The organism is Rhizobium sp. CF122 (assembly GCF_000282035.1).
GTDB lineage: Bacteria > Pseudomonadota > Alphaproteobacteria > Rhizobiales > Rhizobiaceae > Rhizobium.
The window spans coordinates 135,860-153,643 of sequence record NZ_AKKA01000073.1; the positions used below are offsets into that span (position 1 = coordinate 135,860).

Consider the following 17,784-nt stretch of genomic DNA (forward strand, 5'->3'; position numbering starts at 1 on the left):
CGTTTACGCCGCCTTGTTCTCGCCGCCGGGGTTCATCATTTCCTGCTCGACCGCGTCGATCGAAGGACGCTCATAGGCCGAGATCGTCTTGCGACCATACTCGAGAGCAACCTGCGGCACGGAGCCGTTCATGTAGGCAAGCAGCGTCTGCTTGACGATGACGTAAAGGCGATGCTGCTTGTTGCGGACGATCTTGATCTGGGAAACGATCGGCGAACATACGCAATAGGACAAGAGAATGCCGAGGAAGGTGCCGACGAGCGCCGAGCCGATCAGGTGGCCGAGAACCTCAGGCGAATCGTTGATGTGTGCCATCGCCTTGATGACGCCGAGAACGGCGGCGACGATACCGATGGCCGGGAAGGCGTCGCCCATCGTCTGGATGGCGTGATAGGGCTTCATCTTGTCGTGAAGGATCGTGTTGATCTCTTCGTCCATCAAAGCCTCGATTTCATGCGAGCGGGCATTGCCGATGATGATCAGGCGAACGTAGTCACAGATGAATGCCGTCAGTTCCTTGTTCTTGAGGATCGTCGGAGCGGACTGGAAGATCGAGGATTCGGCCGGATTGTCGATATGCGCCTCGATCTCGTTGCGGGACTTCGTACGAAGGTCGCGCATCAAGGAATATAGAACACCAAGCGTATCGAGATAATTCCGTTCCTTCGGGACGGTGTGCTTGAACGCTTCACCAAGCGCCTTGCCGGAATCCTTCACCACCTTCATCGGGTTGCCCATGACGAAGCTGCCCAGGCCGGCGCCGCCGATGATGACGAGCTCGAAAGGCTGCCAAAGCGCCTCCACATGGCCGCCCATCGCCATGAAGCTGCCGATGATGCAGCCGCAGGTAATCACAAATCCGATAATGATATTCATCGTCAGTCCAAACCTGATCGTTATTTTCAACCCAAGGGATAGGGCTGCTGGCTTGCGTGAGGCTGATGATTGGCCCTGCAAACCCGAGCTTTCCATGCCAGCTTCGCGCAAGCATTTGCTGTCAGCTTATTGGTGACGAATGGGCATCCGTGCCTGTTTCTGAGATGCCGCCTCAGCGAGATCCGTGGTCCAACCGACTGCAAACACCCGGATTTCGTACCGTTCATCGCCAATGCAGGAGCCTATCGGGATGCAATCCGGTCTTTATGTTTCGTTGTCGTCGCAGATCGCACTCGAACGTCGCCTCACCACCATCGCCGACAACATGGCGAACGTGAACACGACAGGCTTCCGCGCGACGGAGGTGAAGTTCGACGAGATGCTCGGTGAGACCGGCAACAAGATCAACGCCAAGATTGCCTATGTTTCACAGGGCAACGACTATCTCTCGGGTGACAGCGGTGAGCTCCAGCACACCGGAAACATGCTCGACTTCGCGATCAAGGGCGATGCCTGGTTCTCTGTGGAAACGCCGGCCGGCAAGGTTCTGACCAAGGATGGCCGCTTCACGATGAAGGAAAACGGCGAGCTGATTTCGGTCCGCGGTTATCCGGTTCTCGATGCCGGTGGTGCGCCGATCACGCTCAACACGGCCGCTGGCGAACCGAAAGTCGGTGCTGACGGATTGATCTATCAGGACGGCAGACAGGTCGGCTCGCTGGGTCTCTTCGAGGCCGATATCAGCAAGGGCTATCTGCGCTACGAGAACAGCGGCATCATGACGACCGAGCAGCCGCGTGCCGTCACCGATCGCTTCAATGTCGGTGTTCAGCAGGGCTACCTGGAAAATTCCAACGTCAACGCCATGCGCGAAATCACGCAGCTGATCGAAGTCAATCGCGCCTTCGAGAGCATGACGTCGCTCTCGAAGGACAGCGAGGCCTCGTTCAGCGAAGCGATCAAGACGCTCGGCGGCAGCCGCTAGCCGAGGTCTGACGCATGAGCCAAACGCCGCTCACTGAAGCCGATCTCTCGCCGAAGCTCGTGCACCTCGCCGGGCTCGTCTCGCGCTATTCGAATCCCGAATTCTTGGTCGCGCCCGGCGGCCATGTCCAAACAATAGCCGCCGGCCACTACACGGTCACGGGGCTGTCGCGTCAGGTGCGCCTGGGCGAATTCGTGGCGCACAAATCGTTGACCGGCATCCACCTCGGTGAGGTCGTCCGCGTCGAGCCTGAACTGACCTACGTCTGCCCAATTGAGCCGGGCGAGCCGATCGGCATCCACGACACGGTGATCCGCAAGGGTGCGTTCCGCATCTCGCCATCCGAAAGCTGGTGCGGCCGCACGATCAACTCGCTGTGCGAGCCGATCGATGGGCTGGGTCCGATCGTCGAAGGGCTCGGCCGCCGCTCCATTTCGAACACCGCTCCACCATCCATGACGCGAAAGCGCGTGGAGAAAGGCTTCAAAACAGGCGTTCGCGCCATCGACATTTTCTCGCCGCTCTGCCTTGGGCAGCGCCTCGGCATTTTCGCCGGCTCGGGCGTCGGCAAGTCGACACTGCTCTCCATGCTGGCGCGCGCCGATGCCTTCGACAAGGTCGTGATCGCGCTGGTCGGCGAACGTGGCCGCGAAGTGCGCGAGTTCATCGAGGATACGCTTGGCGCCAACATGAGGAAGGCGATCGCCGTCGTCGCGACGAGCGACGAGAGCCCGATGCTGCGCAAGATGGCACCGCTGACGGCCGTCACCGTCGCCGAGCATTTCCGCGACCAGGGCGACAACGTGCTGCTGATCGTTGACAGCGTCACACGGTTTGCCCATGCCATACGAGAAGTCGCGACCGCATCCGGCGAGCCGCCGATCGCGCGCGGCTATCCAGCTTCGGTTTTTACCGAGCTGCCGCGCCTGCTGGAGCGCGCAGGTCCCGGCCCCCAAGGCACGGGGACCATCACGGCGATCATTTCGATCCTGGTTGATGGCGACAATCACAACGACCCGATCGCGGATTCGACGCGCGGCATCTTGGACGGCCACATCGTCTTGCAGCGCAGCCTCGCGGAGGAGGGGCGCTATCCACCGATCGATCCGCTTGCCTCGATCTCGCGTTTGGCGCGCAAGGCCTGGACTCCGGATCAGGAGAAGCTCGTGTCTCGCCTGAAAACGCTCATCCACCGCTTCGAGGAGACACGCGACCTTCGCCTGATCGGCGGCTATCGTCCAGGCGCCGACCCTGATCTCGACATGGCGGTCAAGCAGGTACCGATTATTTACGATGTTTTGAAACAGTCGCCTGGCGACGTCGATTCGCAGGATGCCTTTGCCGATTTGGCCGGCGCCCTGAAGGCGGCGGCCGGCATCGGCGGCCAGCCGAATATCCGCAGATAGAAAGGCGCGACGTGAACGATTTCGATGACGATGAGAAGATCGCCCCGCTGAAGCCTCTCCGGCGCAAAACCATCTTTCTCGACCGTGCCCTGACAATTGCCGGCCTCGTCTTGGCAGGAGCGTCCGCGTTCTTTCCGTGGTACGTCTTCTTCAACGAGGACAAGTTCGGCATCAATGTCGCGCAGGGCGACCGGACGCGCGACCTTCCGGACTGGCCGGCGCGGAACGTCTTCAGTGTCTCGCCGCTGGCGATGGCCAACAAGAACCAACACGAAAAGAAGCCCGAGATTCCAGTCGATCCGCTGACGACGGCGACGGTCTCCACCATCGGCAAGGAAGACGACAACGGGCCGCCGGCCGAAGAGCAGCCGTTTCCTGGCAAATCGGGTTTTCGCCTCCTCCATGTGGCAAACGGTCGTGCCCTGATCGAAGACACATCAGGGATGTACGTCGTGCGTGTCGGATCCATTCTACCGGACGAAAGTCGGCTGGCGACACTGGAGGAACGCGATGGCAAATGGGTCATCATCACCTCCAAGGGCGATGTCTACCAGCACAATTGAGTGCCTGCCGCCACGCAGCGAATCAGCCGAAGGCTCCACCGGATACGGTCGGAGCCTTCTTCGCATTCTGGAGGCAGTGGCCAACAAGGTCCGGATTTTCGCACCGCATTCTCCGTAAGTCTGACGCAAGATTACCGCCGTAAGTTCGCCTCAGTAAAAACGGAGAGTTCCCATGCAACCGATTCAACTTTTCGACTTGGCCTCGCGGCAGGCCGAATGGCTGACGATCCGTCAGGAGGTTGTTGCCGGCAACATCGCGAACGCGAACACGCCGAAATATCGCGCCAAGGATATCACGCCCTTCCAGGCTGCCCTCGATAGGTCGGATATCACGATGGCGCGCACCAATGCTGCGCACCTGACCGGCAACGATCTGGGTACGAAGAGTGACATCGACGTCAAGGATGCGGCTCTCGATCAGGAGATCGGCGTCCAGGAATCCGGCAACACGGTCGGCCTCGCCGAGGAGCTTTCCAAGTCCGGTGAAATCAAGCGTCAATACGATTTGAACACCTCGCTGGTGAGCTCGTTCAATCGGATGATGCTGATGACGGTGAAGAGCTAAGGTCATGGATCCTTTATCAGCAGCACTCAAAATCGCAGGATCGGGACTGGAGGCGCAATCGACGCGCCTGCGTATCGTGTCCGAAAACATTGCCAACGCCCGCTCGACCGGCGACACGCCCGGCGCCGATCCCTATCGCCGCAAGACGATTACCTTCGGGGAAGCCGTGGATCGCGCCAATGGCGTCACCACGGTCAACGTCAAGAAGCTCGGGGAAGATGAATCGACGTTCATTACCGAATACGACCCCAGCAATCCGGCTGCGGACGAAAAGGGCGTCGTCAAGCTACCGAACGTCAACGTGCTGGTCGAGATGGCCGACATGCGGGAAGCGAACCGCTCCTACGACGCCAACTTGCAGACCATCAAGCAATCCCGCGATCTGATCTCGGCAACGATCGATCTACTGAAGAGCCAATAATGATCAACAACGTCAATAGTGTCAGCTCCCTGTCGATGACCCGCGGCCTTGCTGCCATCGACCAAGACAACTCCACGGCCTCCTCCGCTGCAGAAAGCGCGGCAAACGACGGCGGTTTCGGCGCGGTTCTCAGCAATGTTGCGACCGGAGCAGTGAGCACCCTGAAGAACGCGGAAAGTATGTCTTTCGCCGGCATCAAGGGCACCGCCACGACACGTGAAGTCGTCGATGCCGTCATGCAGGCGCAGCAGACCCTTCAGACCGCGATCGCCATTCGCGACAAGGTTGTTTCGGCCTTTCTCGACGTCACCCGGATGCAGATGTAATTGATTTAAGGACGAAGCCATGAGAGCGCTTGCCATTGCTGCAACGGGTATGGATGCCCAGCAGACCAATCTTGAAGTCATCGCCAACAACATCGCGAACATCAACACGACCGGTTTCAAGCGCGCTCGCGCTGAATTCACCGACTTGCTGTATCAGACCGAGCGCGCTAAAGGCGTTTCCAACCGCGCGAACCAGTCGATCGTACCGGAAGGTGCAAACATCGGTCTCGGCGTCCAGACGTCTGCCGTCCGCAACCTGCACATCCAGGGCGAACTTTCGCAGACCGGCAACGACCTCGATGTGGCCCTGATCGGCCGCGGCTTCTTCCAGATCCAGGCGCCGGATGGCACCACGCTCTACACCCGCGCCGGCGCATTCAACAAGAACGAGACCGGCCAGATCGTCACCGTGGACGGCTATCTCGTGGCGCCGAACATCACGATCCCGCAGGGCTCGACGCAGGTAACGATCAGCCGCTCGGGCGAAGTTTCTGCGAAGCTGCCGGGCAACACCGATCCGACCGTGCTCGGCCAGCTGCAGATCGCCGACTTCGTCAACGAGGCCGGTCTTCAGCCGCTCGGCGACAACCTGTTTCAGCAGACGCCGGCCTCCGGCGATCCAGTTGTCGGTACGCCCGACGAAGAGGGATTCGGCTACATGAAGCAGGGCTACCTCGAATCGTCGAACGTCGATCCGGTGAAGGAAATCACCGAGCTGATATCGGCGCAGCGCGCCTATGAAATGAATTCCAAGGTCATCACCACCGCCGACGAAATGGCCTCCATCGTCAGCAAGAACCTGAAGTAATCGGGAAGGGCCGAAACATGATGTTTTGCCGGGTCAAAGGTATCCTCGGATGGGTGGCAGCTGCCGCCGTTGCGATCACCGCATTTGCCGCGCCACAGGCAGCAGCCGCTGCCGGCATGGGCTATGCGGTTGTTCCGACAACAACCATTTACCCCGGCGAAACCGTTTCCGGCACCCAGCTCCAGGAAGTGGAAGTGACCAATCCCAACCTAAAGGGCGATTATGCAAAGTCGATCCGCCAGGTCGAAGGGATGATCTCGAAGCGCACGCTCCTGCCGGGACGCACGATCTCGGTCTCGGCCCTGCGAGAGCCCTATACCGTGACGCGCGGCGCGTCGATCCGGCTGATCTTCACGCTCGGCTCGATGACGATCTCGGCAGCCGGGTCGCCGCTTGAAGACGGCATGACGGGCCAGCTCATCCGCGTTCGCAACATGGATTCCGGTGTGATTGTCAGCGGCACCGTGCTCGCCGACGGCACCATACACGTGGCCGCAAAATGAAGATGTTTTTCCGCCTATTCGTAGCCCTCGCGTTTCTGTCCCCGAATGTCTTGGCCGTCGCGCCTGCTGCGGCCATGAACTCGCGCATCAAGGACATTGCCTCCCTGCAGGCGGGACGTGACAACCAGCTGATCGGCTACGGTCTTATCGTAGGCCTTCAGGGAACCGGCGACGGCTTCCGCGCCTCGCCGTTCACCGAGCAGTCGATGCGCGCGATGCTGCAGAACCTAGGCATCTCCACGCAGAGCAGTCAGTCCAACGCAAAGAATACGGCGGCCGTCATGGTCACGGCCAATCTGCCGCCCTTTGCCAGCCCCGGAAGCCGTATCGACGTGAACGTCAGTTCGCTCGGCGACGCGACATCGCTGCGGGGCGGCACACTGATCATGACATCGTTGTCGGGTGCCGACGGCCAGATCTACGCGGTCGCGCAGGGCTCCGTCGTGGTCTCGGGTTTCACCGCGCAAGGCCAGGCCGCAACGGTCACCGAGGGTGTGACGACCGCCGGGCGAGTGCCGGGCGGCGCCATCATCGAGCGCGAGCTGCCCTCACGCTTCAAGGATTCCGTTAATCTCGTTCTGCAGCTACGAAACCCCGATTTCTCAACGGCCATCCGCATCGCCGATGTCGTTAACGGTTATGCTTCCGCTCGCTTCGGCGGCCCGGTGGCAGAGGCGAAGGACGCGCAGGAAGTCATAGTCCAGAAGCCGAGAACGGCAGACCTCACGCGCCTGATGGCCGATCTTGAGAACCTTGTCGTCGAGACGGATACGCCGGCGAAGGTGGTGGTGAACGAGCGAACCGGCACGATCGTTATCGGTGCCGATGTGCGCGTGTCGCCTGTTGCCGTCAGCTATGGTACTTTGACTGTCCAGGTGACCGAGACACCGCAGATCATTCAGCCCGAGCCATTCTCGCGCGGCGTGACCGCGGTTCAGCCGCAGACCGACATCGCTGCGCAGAAGACCGGCGGCAAGGTGGCGCTGCTGAATGGACCTGACCTCAGGACACTCGTGGCCGGTCTCAACAATATCGGCGTTAAGCCGGATGGCATCATCGCTATTCTCCAGGGCATCAAATCAGCCGGCGCGCTGCAAGCGGAGCTCGTCCTGCAATGATGAAGACCATGGCTTTGTCAGACTTGCTCCAGCGGCTTGCACTGCCTGCAATTGCCGTCGTGGCGCTGTCCATTCCCGGCGCCTTCGCGCAGGAGCAGCCGGCGCCGAAGGGTGAAATGACCTCTCAGGAGGAGATCAAGCAATTCTGCACGAACATTGCCGATCCTGCTCGCGACCAGCGTTACCTGCTGCAGAAGCAGGAGCTCGAGAAGCTCCGCGCCGACGTCGATTCGCGCATCGCTGAGATGAACAAGCGCAAGGAGGAATATCAGGACTGGCTGAAGCGCCGCGACGATTTCCTCAAGCAGGCCGAAGCGGGCCTTACCGATATCTATAAGAAAATGAAGCCGGACGCGGCCGCATCGCAGCTGCAAGAGGTCAAGATCGAAGTGGCGGCGGCCGTCATCATGCGGCTGAACCCCACGCAATCGAGCCTGATCCTCAACGAGATGGATCCGCAGAAGGCCGCGGTCATCGCCAACATCATCGCCAGCGCGTCCGATCCCAATACGTCGAAGGACCCCTCATGAACAAGCGTTTCCCGGTCGCGATCGCCGCCGTCGCCCTCCTTGCAGGCTGCGCATCTCCGCAGGCTGTCAATGAGGTCGGTCGTGCGCCGGCCATGAGCCCTATCGGCAGCGGTCTCGCTTACGGCCAGACGCCGCAGATGGCGCTTTATCCGAAGCAGCCGCGCCAGGTCGCGCAGGGCTATTCTCTCTGGAGCGATTCTCAGGCCGCCCTCTTCAAGGATGCCCGCGCTCTCAACGTCGGCGATATCCTGACCGTCGATATCCAGATCAACGATAAGGCGAAGTTCGAGAATGACACCAGCCGCAGCCGCACGAATTCGAGCGGCCTGAATTGGGACGTCGACGCGAACGTCATGGGCTGGAATCCGACATCCAAGACCGATGTGACCTATGGTTCCGACACGAGCACCGACGGCAAGGGCAAGATCGACCGTTCCGAAACGCTGAAGCTTATGGTCGCCGCCGTGGTCACCGGCATCCTCGAGAACGGCAACCTCGTGATCAGCGGCTCCCAGGAAGTCCGCGTCAACCAGGAGATCCGCATTCTCAACGTCGCCGGCATCGCTCGTCCTCAGGATGTCAACGCAGACAATCAGATTTCCTACGAGAAGATTGCTGAAGCGCGCATCTCCTATGGCGGTCGTGGCCGCCTGATGGAAGTGCAGCAGCCGCCGCGCGGCCAGCAGCTCGTCGATCTCTTCTCGCCGCTCTGAGGCAGGACACACCATGGCAGACACAGAAGCCGCAGAAGGCCAGCCGAAAAAGAAGTCGGCCGCAATAATGACCATAGCCGGGCTCGCGATCCTGACGCTGCTCGGCGCCGGCGGCGGCTGGGTGGTCGGCGGCATGGTCGCACCCAATATCAAGGGCGCCGAGGAGGCGGAGCAGGCCAAGGCGGACGAGGCGGCGCAGAAGAAGGAGGGTGAGGCAGGCCTGCCTCACATTTCGACCGAGGCCAACAATGTCGTTCAACTCGAGCCAATCACGTCCAACCTCGCCTATCCGTCGGAAAACTGGGTTCGTCTGGAAGTAGCCCTGCTGTTTAACGGCCCGCCCGACGTGAAAATCGCAGAGGATATCCATCAGGATATTCTCGCCTATGTCCGCACTGTTTCGCTGCAGCAGATCGAAGGGCCACGGGGCTTCGAATATCTTAAGGATGACATCCAGGAGCGTGTTGACCTTCGCGCGCAAGGCCGCGTATCGAAGGTCATGTTCAGGACCTTCGTCGTCGAATGATTCGATTCCTATTGCTGTTCGCTGCCATGATGGCGGCACCGGAGCTGGCGCATGCGCAGCAGCTCCCGACAAACCTGTTGAACTTGCCGGTCGACGGTTCGGTCGCGGCATGGATCATCAGAACATTCGGCCTGTTGACCGTTCTTTCGGTCGCGCCAGGCATCCTGATCATGGTGACGAGCTTCCCGCGCTTCATCATCGCATTCTCGATCCTGCGGTCGGGAATGGGCCTGTCTTCCACGCCCTCGAATATGATCCTCCTGTCGCTCGCGCTGTTCATGACCTTCTACGTCATGCAGCCGACCTTCGATCAGGCATGGCAGACCGGCGTTCAGCCGCTCCTGTCGAACCAGATCGACGAGCAGCAGGCGGTGGCGCGCATCGCCGAGCCCTTCCGGACGTTCATGGCGGCCAATACGCGTGACAAGGACCTGGCGCTTTTCGTGGACCTAGCGAGGGAGCGCGGCCAGAGCGTCGAGACCGAAGAAAAGATCGATTACCGTGTCCTGATTCCCGCTTTCATGATCTCGGAGATCCGGCGCGGCTTCGAGATCGGTTTTCTGGTTGTTCTTCCGTTTTTGGTCATCGACCTGATCGTTGCCACCATCACTATGGCGATGGGCATGATGATGCTGCCGCCGACATCGATTTCCTTGCCGTTCAAGATTCTCTTCTTCGTGCTGATCGACGGCTGGAACCTGCTGGTCGGAAGTCTTGTCCGCTCCTTCCATTGAGCAGTACCTCCATTTAGCGCAACGCACCATGGCGTAAAAAAACCGCCGGTGAAAGCCGGCGGGTTCTAAATGCCTCGGAGTGCTCCCTAGTCAAAACTGAAGAACGGTTCGGTACGGGGCGGCAGCGCCGGAACGTCGATATGGTCCGGTTCCTGCCCGAGTTTCGCGCGCTCTACCATCATTTCGTAAGCCCTTTCGAGATGCAGGGTGAACCGTTCAGCGTCAAACAGTGGCATGATGCCGGCATTGTCCCTGATGCGCCGCTTGTATTCAGCGATGCGGTCGGGGGCGTTCGCGAGCTCGACAGCCTTGTCTTCATAGGCCTTGATGTCGCTGGCTACCAGTTCCGGCAGGCCTATCGCGTTGAGCAAGCTTTCGCTGACGCGAGAGGCAAAATTGGTACCCTTGACGGTCAAAACCGGCAGGCCACCCCAGAGCTGCTCGGAGGTGGTCGTGTGACCGTTGACCGGGAAGGTGTCGACGCCAAGATCGGCCACTTGTTGGCGATCGATGTGCTCTTCGTAGGACACGCGCGGGCAGAAGATCACTCGATCCGATTCCAGCCCTCTTTTGTTCATGTAATTGAGCAGGTTGGTCTGGGTGCGTGGCGACGAGAGCATTAGCCAAAGCACACTGTTTGGCGCGCGCTTCAGGATGTTGCACCAGACGTCGAGTATCGCCGTGTTGATCTTGCGGTTTGCGTTGAACGAGGCAAAGACAAATGCTCCCTCCGGCAAACCCACTTTGGCACGTGTCGTTGGCCTTGGTTTCGGACGATTGGCGGGGTCGTTGGGCTGATAGCAATCCGGCATGCGCACCAGCTTCTCGTAATAGTTCGCTTCGCTGGTTTTCGGCAGCACGAACCGATCGCCGATGGCATAATCAAGGTCGACGTCAGTCACGCTGCCCGGGAAACCAAGCCATGTTGCCTGCAGCGGAGCGCCGCCATAGTTCAGTATTCGGGATCGACCGCCAAATGTGTGTCCCTTGAGGTCGACCAGAATGTCGATTTGCCGCTCCCGGATAGCCTTGGCGGCTTCCTCGTCCGTCATGTCTCGCACGATGCACACGTCACCCCATTGTGAGCGATCGACCGTGCCGGCCTCATGTTCCAGGTACTTCTCCTCGGTATGGCAGAAGAGCGTTATTTCAAATTTGTCCCGGTCGTGCAGCTCCAGAATACGGCGCAGTAGCTTCATGGTTGCGTGTCCGGCCCAGAAGTCAGACGAAAGATATCCGATGCGGATCTTCTCGCTCCAGGCGTGGGGAACGGCTCTTCGTCGCGCTGCCGCTTCTCTCAATGGAAGGGACGGATTGTGAGAAGCGAGGGCATTGAGCGCTTCGTCACTGCACCAGTGAAGATTGTAGAAGGGATTGTCTCGTTCCAAGGCGCTGTAGTCGCCCCCATCGAGCATTTTCTGCACCGGCAGGAATTCCTTGGCGACGAGCTCGAAGTCGCAGACCTCGCGGGCGAAGACGAGCTTGAGCAGCCGGAGCGGCATGATGTCGGGAAACTTCTTGAACAGATTATAGACGAGCGTCTCGTTCGTCGCGTCCAGAATGTCGTCGCTGAGGAGTCGCACTGCGAGGCGGGCATGGTCGGCATTGCTGCTCTCGGAGATCACCTTGCGGTAGGGGCTCACGAGGTCCTTTCGGCCTTGCTTGAGGTGGATAGAGGCAAGAACGCAGGCGAGATCGGCGTCTGAGCGGGCAAGCGTCATGACGCGCAAGGCCTGGAGCAAGGCTTGCTCTTCGTTGCCGCACGCAAAATACAGAAGCGCGGCTTCGCGGGTATAGGGCGATTCCTTGTTGCTATCGAGTTCGCCGGCAAGCGCATATGCGCTTGCCGCTTCCGATTTGAAGCCCAACTTGAGAAGGTTTTTGGCTAGGAGAACGTAGGTTTTGACGTCCTGCTGCGTGTTGATGAGTTTGTTCAGGACTTCAAGCGACTTGAGATATTGTCCCTTCTGATAGTCCTTCGACGCCGCCGCAAACGAAATATTCGTATTCAAGAGCCCACTCCATCCGGAACTTCTTCAACGAGCGTCGTGGCCAATCGTGCGCTGGCCTACATCACACCCCAGTTTGCACCATCTAGGCACGCCAAGCTTGCTTGAAGCCGGTGTGCAGTCCTGCTGCAAGGTGTTCGAAGATGTTTGGAGACTGTTAACCACCGGCTCCATGCGACGACGTTTCGCCAGCCGTTTTAATGAGTTGGCAATGAATGGGTGCAAGATTGCCTCTCGACATGACGGGTTTGGTTGCTCAAGAAAAACGGCACCGAGTGGCATGAAGCTGGACCGTCATCGCCGGTATTGAAGTCCGGTATGTCCTCCTTTGGTATTTTGTTTTTGGGGACAGACTTATGACAAGCATTAACACCAATAATTCCGCAATGGCGGCACTCCAGACGCTGCGTAACGTCAACAAGGGCTTGAGTGACACGCAGAACGCCGTTTCGTCTGGCCTGCGCGTCGGCAAGGCTTCCGACAACGCCGCCTACTGGTCGATTGCCACCACGATGAAGTCCGACAACAAGGCGCTTTCGGCTGTTTCCGACGCGCTCGGCATGGGTGCCGCCAAGCTTGACACGGCCTACACCGCTGTCGACAGTGCCATCGACCTCGTCGGCGAAATCAAGGCAAAGCTCGTTGCAGCCAGCGAAGCCGGCGTCGACAAGACCAAGCTTCAGGACGAAATCACGCAGCTGCAGGCCCAGCTTTACAGCGTCGCTCAGTCTGCTTCGTTCAACGGCGAAAACTGGGTCAACAACGCCGGCGGCACAGTCAGCGTCGTTTCGTCCTTCGTTCGCGGCACGGGCGGCTCGGTCTCCATCAAGACCACCGACTACACGCTCGGCGCCACCAACACGCTGTTCAACGGCACGACGACGGGTGGTATCCTCGGCGCGAACGGCGCCAGCTCGGGCAGCTCCATCTACGGCTTCACGATCGGCGCCAGCACGACCCAGGGCAACATCGACAACCTGCTGACGGACGTCGAAACCGCTCTGAAGGGCATGACGACCCTTGGTTCGCAGCTCGGTTCGCTCCAGACCCGCGTCGACATCCAGACCGACTTCGTGTCCTCGCTCAGCGACTCGATCGACTCCGGTATCGGCCGCCTGGTCGACGCCGACATGGAAGAAGAGTCCTCCAAGCTCAGCGCCTTGCAGACCCAGCAGCAGCTGGCTGTACAGTCGCTGTCGATCGCGAACTCCTCTTCGCAGAACATCCTCTCGCTGTTCCGCAGCTAATAGCAGGAGCGCCTCCGGGCGCTCGGATAGAAGATCGCCAATCGAAAGCCGCGCTCCCCGAGCGCGGCTTTTTTAATGTTTGTTAACTCCGCGTTAACCAAACTGATGTTTTCTGCCGTCAACGAAACGGTATGTTAACCAAGCTTAAGAAGCGGTTAGCGGGCATGAAGCTGATTGCCGTTCCCGGTGGCGGACCGGAATGTCCCTTTTCAATTTTTGCCAGCAAGGGGCGATAATTTCATGACCAGCATTTTGACGAACGTCGCGGCAATGTCCGCTCTCCAGACACTCCGCAGCATCAATGGCAATCTGGAGGACACGCAGAACCGTGTTTCGTCAGGTTACCGTGTCGCAGAGGCCAAGGACAACGCCGCTTACTGGTCGATTGCAACGACCATGCGTTCGGACAACAAGGCTCTCTCCGCTGTGTCCGATGCGCTCGGACTCGGCGCCGCGAAGGTCGATACCGCCTATTCGGCCATGGACAGCGCTATCGACATCGTCAGTGAGATCAAGGCGAAGATCGTGGCTGCTACAGAAAAGGGCGTCGACAAGACCAAGATTCAGGACGAGATCGGACAACTTCAGCAGCAGTTGTTGAGTGTCGCTCAGTCCGCTTCCTTCTCCGGTGAGAACTGGGTGGCAGGCAATACCACGAAAAGCGTTGTCTCCTCGTTCGTCCGCAATGCCAATGGTCAGGTTTCCGTGCAGACGACTCAGTACGTTCTTGATGACACCTCCACCGGCAACGTGCTTTTCGGCATGACGACGTCAGGATCGATCGACACGACGACTGGTATCATCGGCACATCGAGCGGCAGCGTCGGCTCAATCTACGGCATGGACATCACGAGCTTCAGCCAGAGCGATATCGACCTGGCTCTGACGACCGTCGAATCGGGCCTCAGCGCGCTGACAAAGGCCGCCTCGCAGCTCGGCTCGATCTCGACCCGCATCGATCTGCAGGAGAGCTTCGTTTCCAATCTCAGCGACTCGATCGACTCCGGTGTCGGACGCCTTGTTGACGCTGACATGGAAGAGGAATCGAGCAAACTGACCGCGCTGCAAACGCAGCAACAGCTGGCGATCCAGTCGCTGTCGATCGCCAATTCGAGCGCGCAGAACGTTCTCACGCTGTTCAAGAACTAAGCCGCCCAGCAACATCCGAAGAAGATGGAAAGTCGCGTCCATGATGCGGCTTTCTCTTTGTTTTTGAAGCGATAATCAAGATTGCGCGAGGCTTGCGACACTGAAGTTGCGGGACTTGCGCCCGTCGAAGGCCTTGGTTAACTTCGCTTAACAGTTGATTTGTTTTTAGCGACAAACCGGGCCTGGGGGACCAGCCGGGGGCATGACGCCAGGTCAGTCGCTGCCGGTCGCCGGCCTGTCCCGTTTCCCTATTCAGAGCCAGAAAATGACATACAAGATTACCAGCTCGGCACAGGTAAACGCCCTCGCGGCGCTGCGCATCATCAACAAGGACGTCGCAACGGTTCAGCAGCAGGTTTCGTCGGGCTATCGCGTCGAAACGGCTGCGGATGATGCAACCTACTGGTCCTATGCAAGCGTCATGCGCTCGGACAGCAGCTCGCTGCAGAACATTCATGACGCACTCGGTGTCGGCGCATCGAAGGTCGATACCGCCTATACGTCCATGGACAGCCTGATCGACCAGCTGGGCGAAATCCGCAAGACTTTGGTGACGGCGCAGGAAGCCGGCGTCGACAAGACAAAGCTCAATACAACGCTGACCGAGCTGAAAGGGCAGCTGCAGACGACCGTTCAGACGACCAACTTTGCGGGCGAAAACTGGCTGCTCAACCGCGATACCACGCTTCCGACCTCGCGCTCGGTGATCGGCGGCTTCGTGCGCGGCACGAACGGTGAGTACCAGGCGCAGACGATCAGCTACCCGGCCGACCAGACCGTCATGATCGACACGACGGACGCCAATCGCGGTCTGCTGACGAAGACGGTTGATGCAAACACGCTCAATCCCGACGGCACCGCGACGGCACGCAACTACTATCTGTTGGACGCCGGTTCGACGACGCCGGCGAGCGGAACGGAAATAAAGCTCGATAGCAACACGACGTCCGCGCAGTTGAAGGACATGCTGGCAGTGGTCGATTCCATCCTGTCGAAACTGACAACGACAGCGGCCGGCCTTGGCACGATGAGCGCGCGTATCAGTGATCGCGTCGCCTACACCGCAGACATGTCTGACTTGATCGACAAGGGCGTCGGTGCGCTCGTCGATACCGACATGGACGAAGCATCGACCATTCAGAAGGCGTTGCTGACGCAACAGCAGATGGGTGTCCAGGCGATTTCGATCCTGAATACGGCTGCCAGCAAAGTGCTGATCCTGCTGCAATAGTGGCGGAGGTGGAGTCGAGCTTGTTCGGCTTCCCCCTTCATCCTCGCGCAAGTTTGACTCCCTAGTTTCGATACAAAGGCGCAGTGCGGAAACCGTGCCTGATGAGTTGTCAGTTCATGATGGGGCGCGGCATGTCGCAGTTCTCTGCAGCGAGAGGGTGGATTCGGTGAGCGCGCTGCTTTCTCGGTACCTGAAGGATTTTGGCGAGCCGGCCGTGGTCGCTCCCGTCGCGGAAGCCGACGATCTCGCGAATGATTTCGGCGGCTTTGCGGATATCGCATCCGAACCGGTGGTGGATCTCGAAGCCGAGCGCCGCAGCGCACATGCGGAAGGCTATGCCGAAGCAACCGCAGCGCTGACGGAGAAGTATGAACTCGAGGCGCAAACGGTCGCGCTCGTTCATCAGCGCGAGGTCGAAGAGCTCCGTGACCGATACGAGGTTGAGACGGCGGCACTGATCTCCTCCCGACTTGAGGCCATGGCGCATGAGGTTGCCGAGCTTGTCAGCGCGACGGTCGCACGGGCGCTTGCACCTGTTATGACCGATGTTCTGTCGCAGAAGGCTGCCGTCGATGTTGCCGGCATCCTTCGCGATGCGGTGCTGGAAGGCGATATCGGTACCGTGACGGTCAGGGGGCCGACGCGGCTTTTCGATGTGCTGAAGAGCACACTTGGCGAAAAGGCTGGTCTTCTGCGCCATCATGAAACCGGCGATGTCGACCTGACCGTCGAATTTGGCGACGCTGTCCTCGTCACGCGGATGTCGGCCTGGGCGACGAGCTTGAAGAAAGTTCTGGAATGAGTGAGAGCGAAAACCACCACCACGGCAAGAACGAGATCATCATCGTCAAGCGGCATGGCGGCGGGGATCACGACGGTGCGCATGGTGGCGCCTGGAAGATTGCCTATGCCGATTTTATGACGGCGATGATGGCGTTCTTTCTCGTCATGTGGCTGGTCAACGCTGCGAACGAGGAAACCAAGGCCTCAGTTGCGACCTATTTCAATCCGATCAAGCTCGCCGACGAGAAGCCCACGCAAAAAGGCTTGAAGAAGCCCGTCGACCAGGCGGACGGCGATCAGAAGCAGGACAAGTCGAAGGAAAAAGAGGACGAGCCCACCAAGGGCGCATCGGCAGCAAACGGCGACGACCAGACCTCGACGTCAGGCGACCAGACCAACTACTCCGAAGCCGACTTTTTCGAGAATCCCTATTCGGTCCTGGCGGAGATTGCGCAGGAAGTCGGCCAGCAGGCAAATGTCAGCGCCAAGGGCGAGGGCGGTGCCAGCGATTCCGGTCCGGCAACCGGCGCGGACGGCGGTCAGGCCTACCGCGACCCCTTCGATCCGGATTTCTGGACGAAGCAGGTCGAAGTGACGCACGCCGACAAGACGCAGCCGGCATCGAGCGACGCGCCCGCCGATGCTACCGAAGTTGCCAAGGCGGAATCCGAGAATCCGCCGGATCTGACAACGGCTGCGGCTCACGACGAGCAGGCACAGGAAACGGCAGAGAGCAAGCCGCAACACGGTGCAGCATCCGCGCAAACGGCTGCCAAAAATGCCGAGGGCAAGGAAAAGCCGCAGACTGAGGCACAAAAGGCCACCGAGCAGAAACAGGCCGAAGACCTGCAAAAGGAAATCGCCCAGCAGATCAGTGGCGTGGCTGGCAAGCTCGCTGAAGGTCTCACGGTAACACCGTCGGAGGGTGGCCTTCTGGTCAGCATTTCCGACCAGAGCGATGATTCCATGTTCAACATCGGGTCGGCCGTTCCGCGCAAGGAAATGGTGCTCGCGATGGAAAAGATCGGTGAGATCCTAAAGGGCAAGCCAGGCGCTGTTGTCATTCGCGGCCACACTGACGGCCGTCAGTATAAGGGCGAGAACGAGAACTGGCGCTTGTCCATGGATCGCGCCCAGGCTGCCTACTACATGATCGTTCGAGGCGGACTCGACGAAAAGCGGGTCTCGCAAGTCTCTGGCTTTGCTGACCGCAAGTTGAAGGATCAGGCGGATCCCTTCAACGCGACCAACAGGCGCATCGAAATCTTGTTGCAAGCGGATCAGGGATAAT

Annotated in this window: 20 protein-coding genes; 18 read left to right on the top strand and 2 right to left on the bottom strand. The window is 59.5% G+C overall.

Features of this window, described 5'->3' with window-relative positions; translation table 11 throughout:
- Nucleotides 1–3: 3 nt before the first annotated feature.
- The gene (gene motA / locus PMI09_RS16795; RefSeq protein ID WP_007796569.1) at nt 4–876 is read right to left on the bottom strand and encodes a flagellar motor stator protein MotA; all 873 of its coding nucleotides are present in this window, start codon (nt 874–876) and stop codon (nt 4–6) included.
- Nucleotides 877–1,126: 250 nt separating this feature from the next.
- Here motA and flgF point away from each other — a divergent pair, with 250 nt between their 5' ends.
- From flgF to fliP, 13 genes are all read left to right on the top strand, one after another.
- A complete protein-coding gene (flgF, locus tag PMI09_RS16800) occupies nt 1,127–1,861 on the top strand; it encodes a flagellar basal-body rod protein FlgF (RefSeq protein ID WP_007796572.1) in 735 nt (244 codons plus the stop codon).
- Nucleotides 1,862–1,875: 14 nt separating this feature from the next.
- The gene (gene fliI / locus PMI09_RS16805) at nt 1,876–3,267 is read left to right on the top strand and encodes a flagellar protein export ATPase FliI (protein ID WP_007796575.1); all 1,392 of its coding nucleotides are present in this window, start codon (nt 1,876–1,878) and stop codon (nt 3,265–3,267) included.
- Nucleotides 3,268–3,278: 11 nt separating this feature from the next.
- Nucleotides 3,279–3,830, top strand: coding sequence for a hypothetical protein (locus PMI09_RS16810; RefSeq protein ID WP_007796578.1), 552 nt, complete (start codon nt 3,279–3,281; stop codon nt 3,828–3,830).
- A 172-nt stretch (nt 3,831–4,002) separates the two neighbouring features.
- A complete protein-coding gene (flgB, locus tag PMI09_RS16815) occupies nt 4,003–4,395 on the top strand; it encodes a flagellar basal body rod protein FlgB (RefSeq protein ID WP_007796582.1) in 393 nt (130 codons plus the stop codon).
- 4 nt (nt 4,396–4,399) lie between these two features.
- On the top strand, nt 4,400–4,816 hold the full coding sequence (gene flgC / locus PMI09_RS16820; RefSeq protein WP_007796587.1) for a flagellar basal body rod protein FlgC: 417 nt from the start codon (nt 4,400–4,402) through the stop codon (nt 4,814–4,816).
- A complete protein-coding gene (locus PMI09_RS16825; protein WP_007796590.1) occupies nt 4,816–5,142 on the top strand; it encodes a flagellar hook-basal body complex protein FliE in 327 nt (108 codons plus the stop codon). Before flgC ends, PMI09_RS16825 begins: the two co-directional genes overlap by 1 nt.
- A 19-nt stretch (nt 5,143–5,161) precedes the next feature.
- Nucleotides 5,162–5,950 (top strand): flagellar basal-body rod protein FlgG, encoded by a 789-nt coding sequence (gene flgG / locus PMI09_RS16830; protein ID WP_007796592.1) that lies wholly within the window; start codon nt 5,162–5,164, stop codon nt 5,948–5,950.
- Between the two features lie 17 nt (nt 5,951–5,967).
- Complete coding sequence (gene flgA / locus PMI09_RS16835) at nt 5,968–6,453, top strand: flagellar basal body P-ring formation chaperone FlgA (RefSeq protein WP_007796596.1); 486 nt, start codon at nt 5,968–5,970, stop codon at nt 6,451–6,453.
- Nucleotides 6,450–7,571: a flagellar basal body P-ring protein FlgI gene (locus PMI09_RS16840; protein ID WP_007796598.1), complete on the top strand. Its 1,122-nt coding sequence runs from the start codon at nt 6,450–6,452 to the stop codon at nt 7,569–7,571. Before flgA ends, PMI09_RS16840 begins: the two co-directional genes overlap by 4 nt.
- Nucleotides 7,568–8,101, top strand: a complete 534-nt coding sequence (locus PMI09_RS16845; RefSeq protein ID WP_007796601.1) for a MotE family protein — start codon at nt 7,568–7,570, stop codon at nt 8,099–8,101. The genes PMI09_RS16840 and PMI09_RS16845 overlap by 4 nt, the downstream gene beginning before the upstream one ends.
- Complete coding sequence (gene flgH, locus PMI09_RS16850; RefSeq protein ID WP_007796603.1) at nt 8,098–8,814, top strand: flagellar basal body L-ring protein FlgH; 717 nt, start codon at nt 8,098–8,100, stop codon at nt 8,812–8,814. Before PMI09_RS16845 ends, flgH begins: the two co-directional genes overlap by 4 nt.
- A 13-nt stretch (nt 8,815–8,827) precedes the next feature.
- Nucleotides 8,828–9,340, top strand: a complete 513-nt coding sequence (locus PMI09_RS16855; protein ID WP_007796605.1) for a flagellar basal body-associated FliL family protein — start codon at nt 8,828–8,830, stop codon at nt 9,338–9,340.
- Complete coding sequence (gene fliP / locus PMI09_RS16860) at nt 9,337–10,074, top strand: flagellar type III secretion system pore protein FliP (RefSeq protein WP_007796609.1); 738 nt, start codon at nt 9,337–9,339, stop codon at nt 10,072–10,074. Before PMI09_RS16855 ends, fliP begins: the two co-directional genes overlap by 4 nt.
- A gap of 86 nt (nt 10,075–10,160) precedes the next feature.
- On the opposite strand, the gene PMI09_RS16865 is transcribed toward fliP, so the two are convergent.
- The gene (locus tag PMI09_RS16865) at nt 10,161–12,086 is read right to left on the bottom strand and encodes an O-linked N-acetylglucosamine transferase, SPINDLY family protein (protein ID WP_007796611.1); all 1,926 of its coding nucleotides are present in this window, start codon (nt 12,084–12,086) and stop codon (nt 10,161–10,163) included.
- Between the two features lie 353 nt (nt 12,087–12,439).
- Here PMI09_RS16865 and PMI09_RS16870 point away from each other — a divergent pair, with 353 nt between their 5' ends.
- The 5 genes from PMI09_RS16870 to PMI09_RS16890 all read left to right on the top strand — a co-directional run bounded on the left by PMI09_RS16870 (nt 12,440) and on the right by PMI09_RS16890 (nt 17,783).
- Nucleotides 12,440–13,330 (top strand): flagellin N-terminal helical domain-containing protein, encoded by an 891-nt coding sequence (locus PMI09_RS16870; RefSeq protein ID WP_007796613.1) that lies wholly within the window; start codon nt 12,440–12,442, stop codon nt 13,328–13,330.
- Nucleotides 13,331–13,570: 240 nt separating this feature from the next.
- Complete coding sequence (locus PMI09_RS16875) at nt 13,571–14,479, top strand: flagellin N-terminal helical domain-containing protein (RefSeq protein WP_007796616.1); 909 nt, start codon at nt 13,571–13,573, stop codon at nt 14,477–14,479.
- A gap of 265 nt (nt 14,480–14,744) precedes the next feature.
- On the top strand, nt 14,745–15,710 hold the full coding sequence (locus PMI09_RS16880) for a flagellin N-terminal helical domain-containing protein (protein ID WP_037083371.1): 966 nt from the start codon (nt 14,745–14,747) through the stop codon (nt 15,708–15,710).
- A 166-nt stretch (nt 15,711–15,876) separates the two neighbouring features.
- Nucleotides 15,877–16,512, top strand: a complete 636-nt coding sequence (locus tag PMI09_RS16885; RefSeq protein ID WP_007796621.1) for a hypothetical protein — start codon at nt 15,877–15,879, stop codon at nt 16,510–16,512.
- Nucleotides 16,509–17,783, top strand: coding sequence for a MotB family protein (locus PMI09_RS16890; RefSeq protein WP_007796626.1), 1,275 nt, complete (start codon nt 16,509–16,511; stop codon nt 17,781–17,783). Before PMI09_RS16885 ends, PMI09_RS16890 begins: the two co-directional genes overlap by 4 nt.
- Nucleotide 17,784 lies beyond the last annotated feature (1 nt).